Origin of the sequence: Faecalibacterium sp. DFI.5.82, from assembly GCF_029076575.1 — a bacterium.
Classification (GTDB): Bacteria; Bacillota; Clostridia; order Oscillospirales; family Ruminococcaceae; genus Faecalibacterium; species Faecalibacterium duncaniae.
The window spans coordinates 1-290 of record NZ_JARFIS010001081.1 but is presented as its reverse complement, the minus strand read 5'-3'; the positions used below and the strand labels follow the sequence as shown (position 1 = coordinate 290).

The following is a 290-nucleotide window of genomic DNA, read 5'->3' as shown; positions in this document are numbered from 1 at the left end:
ATCTGGTCATTCGCATCCACGAGGGCAGCGCAGTGGTGGACGAGTATCTGGATCGGATCGGCATCCGCACCGTTGAGATCCGGCACGGGCGTTTCCTGCTCAACGGCAGCCCGGTCTATCTGCGGGGCTTCGGCCGGCACGAGGATGCCGACATCCGGGGCCGTGGGCTCGACCTGCCCACCGTCAAGAGGGATTTTGAGCTGATGAAGTGGATCGGCGCAAACTGCTTCCGCACCAGCCACTACCCCTACGCTGAGGAGATCTTCCAGATGGCCGATGAGGAGGGCTTC

At 62.8% G+C, this 290-nt stretch carries 1 protein-coding gene; it reads left to right on the top strand.

Annotated features, from left to right (window positions below):
* Nucleotides 1-290 (top strand): glycoside hydrolase family 2 TIM barrel-domain containing protein (locus P0G09_RS20240; protein WP_275253574.1); only part of this gene is annotated, 290 nt, incomplete at both ends.